This is a genomic window from Dietzia sp. DQ11-44, from assembly GCF_014145205.1.
In the GTDB taxonomy this organism is placed as follows: Bacteria; Actinomycetota; Actinomycetes; order Mycobacteriales; family Mycobacteriaceae; genus Dietzia; species Dietzia natronolimnaea.
Genome location: NZ_JAALEC010000437.1, coordinates 1 through 5,007, shown reverse-complemented (window position 1 = coordinate 5,007; position 5,007 = coordinate 1). Strand labels below are relative to the sequence as shown.

At 70.2% G+C, this 5,007-nt stretch carries 6 protein-coding genes and 1 riboswitch; of the genes, 4 read left to right on the top strand and 2 right to left on the bottom strand.

Features of this window, described 5'->3' with window-relative positions:
• Positions 1-357, bottom strand: a 357-nt coding sequence (locus G6018_RS11400; RefSeq protein WP_182639647.1) for a DUF1707 domain-containing protein, incomplete at its 3' end; no start/stop codon positions are given.
• Positions 358-443: 86 nt separating this feature from the next.
• Between G6018_RS11400 and G6018_RS11395 the strand changes: the two genes are divergently transcribed.
• Complete coding sequence (locus G6018_RS11395) at positions 444-1,358, top strand: ATP-binding cassette domain-containing protein (RefSeq protein ID WP_182639646.1); 915 nt, start codon at positions 444-446, stop codon at positions 1,356-1,358.
• Complete coding sequence (locus tag G6018_RS11390) at positions 1,355-2,119, top strand: ABC transporter permease (RefSeq protein ID WP_179523463.1); 765 nt, start codon at positions 1,355-1,357, stop codon at positions 2,117-2,119. Before G6018_RS11395 ends, G6018_RS11390 begins: the two co-directional genes overlap by 4 nt.
• 113 nt (positions 2,120-2,232) lie before the next feature.
• Here the strand turns inward: G6018_RS11390 and thiC are convergent, their stop codons facing one another.
• A complete protein-coding gene (gene thiC, locus G6018_RS11385) occupies positions 2,233-3,936 on the bottom strand; it encodes a phosphomethylpyrimidine synthase ThiC (protein WP_187700455.1) in 1,704 nt (567 codons plus the stop codon).
• A riboswitch (TPP riboswitch) is annotated at positions 3,932-4,046 on the bottom strand. Its footprint overlaps the gene before it by 5 nt.
• Before the next feature lie 73 nt (positions 4,047-4,119).
• Between thiC and G6018_RS11380 the strand changes: the two genes are divergently transcribed.
• The gene (locus G6018_RS11380; protein ID WP_182639645.1) at positions 4,120-4,416 is read left to right on the top strand and encodes a GNAT family N-acetyltransferase; all 297 of its coding nucleotides are present in this window, start codon (positions 4,120-4,122) and stop codon (positions 4,414-4,416) included.
• A gap of 5 nt (positions 4,417-4,421) precedes the next feature.
• On the top strand, positions 4,422-5,007 hold a 586-nt coding region (locus G6018_RS11375; protein ID WP_182639644.1), incomplete at its 3' end, for a crosslink repair DNA glycosylase YcaQ family protein.

Sequence of the window (5,007 nt, the reverse complement as noted above, 5' to 3'; positions counted from 1 at the left end):
CGCCGTGTGCTCGGCCGGAACCGTCCACGTGCCCCTGCGCTCGCACCCGCCCATGAACGCCAGGGACGTCGACGGACCGCTCCCGCCGGTGACCCTGCGTGCGGGTGCCGCCTCGTGGTGCGCCGCGGGCGCGGCCCCACCGTCGCGACGGGTGGGCGACAGGTCGCGGGTGAGCTCGGCCAGGTCGGACTGGAAGAGGGCCCCGTAGGCCTTGGTGGTCCGCTCGTCGAACTCGGCGAGGGTCAGGCGCCCTTCCGAGTAGGACTGCTGGAGGAACCTCGCCGTCGCCTCACGCTCGTGGTCCGAGGCACGGATCGACGGGAGTTCGGGACCGGGATCTGGGCGGGCGTCATCCATGGGACGAGGGTAAGCCCTGACACACCTGTACGGGAGCTGAGTGGGAGGAGCCCGCTTCCCGCGCCCCGGCAGGCACACTGGAGACCATGATCGAGGTACGCAATCTCACCAAACGCTTCGGCGCCGCTACGGCGGTCGAGGACCTGAGCTTCGTGGTGCGGCCGGGCGTCGTCACCGGCTTTCTCGGCCCGAACGGGGCCGGGAAGTCCACCACCATGCGGATGATCGTCGGCCTGGACACCCCCACCTCGGGTGAGGCGCTGATCAACGGCCGGCGCTACCGGGAACTCGAGCGGCCCACCCACACCGTCGGGTGCCTGCTCGACGCGTCCTGGACCCACGCCAACCGGTCCGCGGGCGCACACCTGAAGATGATCGCCGCCGCGGGTGGTCTGCCGGCCACCCGCGGCGACGAGGTGTTGTCGCTGGTCGGTCTGAGCGACGTGGCCGGCCGCAAGGTGGGCGGGTACTCGCTGGGAATGCGCCAGCGACTCGGGCTGGCCACCGCCATGCTCGGCGACCCCGAGGTGCTGCTCTTCGATGAACCGGTCAACGGTCTCGACCCCGAGGGCATCCTCTGGATCCGCCGCTTCATGCACGCCCGCGCCGCCGAGGGCCGGACGGTGCTCGTGTCGAGCCACCTGCTGTCGGAGATGGCACAGACGGCCCAGGACCTCGTCGTCATCGGTCGGGGGGTGCTCCGCGCCCAGACGTCCGTCGAGGAGTTCCTCTCCGCGGCCACGTCCTCCGTCCTCCTCCGGACACCGCACGTCGACGAGTTCACCGCCGCCGCCCGGGAGGAGGGGATCACCGCCACGTTCGACCCCGAGGCCGGCGTGTTCCTCGTCGAGGGGCTGCCCGCCCCCCGGGTCGGTGACCTCGCCGCGAGTCTGGGGATCACCGTCCACGAACTACACGAGAAGCGGGCGTCGCTCGAGGAGGCCTTCATGGCGCTCACCGACCAGGACGTCGAGTACCACGGTCAGGAGACCACCCGATGAACCTGCTGAAGTCCGAGTGGATCAAGGTCACCACCACCAAGAGCGCCTACTGGCTGTACGGCCTGGGGATCGCCCTCGCCCTCGGCCTGGCCGTGATCATCGGCCAGTTCGAGCAGCCCTCGGCGGGGGACCCGATCGTCGGGGAACCCGGCGGCGGGGGCGATCCGCTGTTCGCGATCCTGGGAGTCGGCGCCTTCACCGTCATCCTCGCGTGGATCGCGGCGATCGTCGCCGTGACCGGCGAGTACCGCTACCACACGAACAAGGCCACCTTCCTCGCCTCACCGTCGCGGTGGCCGGCGGTGCTCGCCAAGACGGCGCTGTTCACCGTGATGTCGATGGTCGTGACCGCCGTGGCGGTGGTGGTCTCGCTGCTGGCCGCGGGGGCGCTGTCCGGTCTGGACTCGTGGACCCCGTTCTCGGGCGACGGGCTGACGTACCTCGTGCGGTTCCCCGTCTACGCGGCGGTGGGCACCCTCGCCGTGATGGGCCTGGCGTACATCATGCGCAACGCCGCCGGCACCATCTCGCTGTTCCTGGTGTGGACGCTGGCGCTGGAGGGCATGGTCTCCCTGATCCCCCGGGTGGGGCAGGACATCGCCGGCTGGATGCCGTTCGCCAACGGCGACTTCTGGACCCAGGGTGAGACCGCGCGCGGGTTCATCACGTGGGGCGAGTGGCCGGCGTTCGCGTGGTACGCGGCGGTCTGCGTGGCCCTGTGGGTCGCGGGTCTGGTAATCACCCTGCGCCGCGACGCCTGAGCGGCACCCACGACACGGCCCGGGTGTAGGTACACCCGGGCCGCGTCTCGTCGCGGGCTGGGCCGACTCGCGGGCTGGGCCGACTCGCGGGGGGTCGGACGCCCTGTGGAAGGTCAGTGCTGACTGATCGGCAGGTAGACGCGGGAGCCCTGTTCGGCGAACTCCGCCGACTTCTCCGCCATCCCCGCCTCGATCGCCTCGACCGTCTCCATCCCGTGCTCGGCCGCGTAGTCCCGGATGTCCTGGGAGATCCGCATCGAGCAGAATTTGGGACCGCACATCGAGCAGAAGTGGGCGGTCTTGGCGGGCTCGGCGGGCAGAGTCGCGTCGTGGTACGCCAGCGCGGTGTCCGGGTCGAGCGCCAGGGCGAACTGGTCCCTCCACCGGAACTCGAACCGCGCGGTGCTCAGCGCGTCGTCCCGTCTCTGTGCGCCGGGGTGCCCCTTGGCCAGATCCGCCGAGTGCGCGGCGATCTTGTAGGTGATCACGCCGGTCTTGACGTCGTCGCGATCGGGCAGGCCCAGGTGCTCCTTGGGAGTGACGTAACAGAGCATCGCCGTACCCGCCTCCGCGATCCGCGCGGCGCCGATGGCGGAGGTGATGTGGTCGTAACCCGGTGCGATGTCCGTGGCCAGCGGCCCCAGCGTGTAGAAGGGCGCCTCCTCGCACCACTCCTCCTCGAGCCGCACGTTCTCCACGATCATGTGCATCGGCACGTGTCCGGGGCCCTCGATCATCACCTGGACGCCGTGGCGCTTGGCGATCCCGGTGAGCTCACCCAGCGTGCGGAGCTCGGCGAACTGGGCCTCGTCGTTGGCATCCGCGATCGATCCGGGCCTCAGGCCGTCCCCGAGGGAGAACGTCACGTCATAGCGCGCGAGGATCTCGCAGAGCTCGGCGAAGTGGGTGTAGAGGAACGACTCGCGGTGGTGCGCCAGGCACCACGCCGCCATGATCGAACCTCCGCGCGAGACGATCCCGGTGACGCGCTTGGCGGCGAGCGGGACGTACCGCAGGAGCACGCCCGCGTGGACGGTCATGTAGTCCACGCCCTGCTCGCACTGCTCGATGACGGTGTCGCGGTAGAGCTCCCAGGTCAGCGCGGTCGGATCACCGCCCACCTTCTCCAGTGCCTGGTAGATCGGCACGGTCCCCACGGGAACGGGGGAGTTGCGCATGATCCACTCGCGGGTCTCGTGGATGTCCCGCCCGGTGGACAGGTCCATGATGGTGTCCGCGCCCCACCGGGAGGCCCACACCATCTTCTCGACCTCCTCCGCGATCGAGCTGGTGACCGCGGAGTTGCCGATGTTGGCGTTGATCTTGGTCAGGAAGCGCTTGCCGATGATCATCGGCTCGCTCTCCGGGTGGCGGTGATTGGCCGGGATGACGGCGCGGCCGGCCGCCACCTCGGTCCGCACCACCTCGACGTCGATCCCCTCCCGCGCGGCGATGAAGCGCATCTCCGGGGTGATGTGGCCCGCGCGGGCCCAGGCCAGCTGGGTCCGCACCGGCGTGGGGTCCTCCGCCGAGGCGGGCGCGGCCTCCGGGTGGGCCCAGCCGTCGCGGGTGGGCGGCAGTCCTGCGGCCAGGTCGTGGCACTCCCCGGCGTCGGCGTACCCGGTGTACGGACCGGAGGTGTCGTAGACGTCGAACGTCGTGTCGTTGGTCAGGGAGATCCGACGGACGGGCACGCGCAGGGTGCTGCCCTCGGCCCGGACCTCGAGGTAGGACTTGCTGCTGGAATGGATGGGGCCGCAGGTCACGGCCTCGATCGAGGTGGTGTCTGCGCTGGTGGTGGACGTGTTTCTGCCCATGATGTTCACTGCTCCCTACGCCGGCATGACCCGGACAGGTTCAACGGTCGACGACCCGGCTGGCCGTCCTCTCAGCCCGCGCTCCGAAGCGGACTCCCGTGTGGACGAGTATGAAATTGTGCCGGGCGAGCGTACCCCGGCGAGTAGGATCACGTGTGGAACACACCCTGCCGAAGGAGCCCCATGTCCCGAGTAGAGTCACTGGTGTTGGTCCACAACACCGATAGAGACCGGTTCGAACTGTGGGACGGCGAGACGTTCATGGGCCTGGTGGGGTACGAGAAGGACGGCGAGGTCTACATCCTTCTCCACACCGTCATCGAGGAGCACTTCGGTCAGCAGGGCATCGCTCGCCTGCTGGTCAGTCTGGTCCTCACCCGGATGCGTCTGGACGGGAGCAAGGTCCGGCCGGTGTGCAGCTACGTCCGCCGCTTCCTCATCCGCTTCCCCGAGTACCAACTCCTCGTCGCCCCCCGCTGACCCCGGTGAGGGAGGCGTCCGGGACCACTCCGGTCACCCGCCGGGATCTCGCCCGCCTCCGCCTGGCCTCCCAGCGGCTCGTGGGGGAACGCTGCGCCTCGCCCGCAGAGGCGGTGCGGTGGATGGCGTGCATGCAGGGGCAGGACCTGCCCGGCGTCCTCGAATCGGTCGCCCTGCGTTCCCTCGGTCCGGACGGCGGGCCCGCGACGATCAGCGACGTCCGAGCAGCCCTCGCCGACGGGTCCGTCGTCCGTTCGTGGCCCATGCGCGGCACCTTCCACCTCGTGCCCGGTGAGGACCTCGGGTGGATGGTCGGGGTGGCCGCGGGGCGGTCCCGTTCTGCCGCGCTGGGGCGGCTCGCCGCGCTCGGGGTCGACGACGACGGAATCGCCCGCGCTCACAGAATTCTGCTCGAGGAGATCGCCGGGACGCGTGTCCGGACCCGTGCCCAGCTCCAGGATCGCTGGCGGGCGGAGGGCGTGGACGTCTCGGGAGGCCGCGGGTATCACCTGCTGTACCTCTTCGTCGTCGACGGGCTCGTCAGCCAGGTCGACGGCACAGGGGACGACGACACCGGGCCAGACGGCACGG

Coding starts and splice junctions, on each gene's coding strand:
- G6018_RS11390 (WP_179523463.1), top strand. CDS start 1,355: ATGAACCTGCTGAAGTCCGAGTGGATCAAGGTCACCACCACCAAGAGC.
- thiC (WP_187700455.1), bottom strand. CDS start 3,936: ATGGGCAGAAACACGTCCACCACCAGCGCAGACACCACCTCGATCGAG.
- G6018_RS11380 (WP_182639645.1), top strand. CDS start 4,120: ATGTCCCGAGTAGAGTCACTGGTGTTGGTCCACAACACCGATAGAGAC.
- G6018_RS11395 (WP_182639646.1), top strand. CDS start 444: ATGATCGAGGTACGCAATCTCACCAAACGCTTCGGCGCCGCTACGGCG.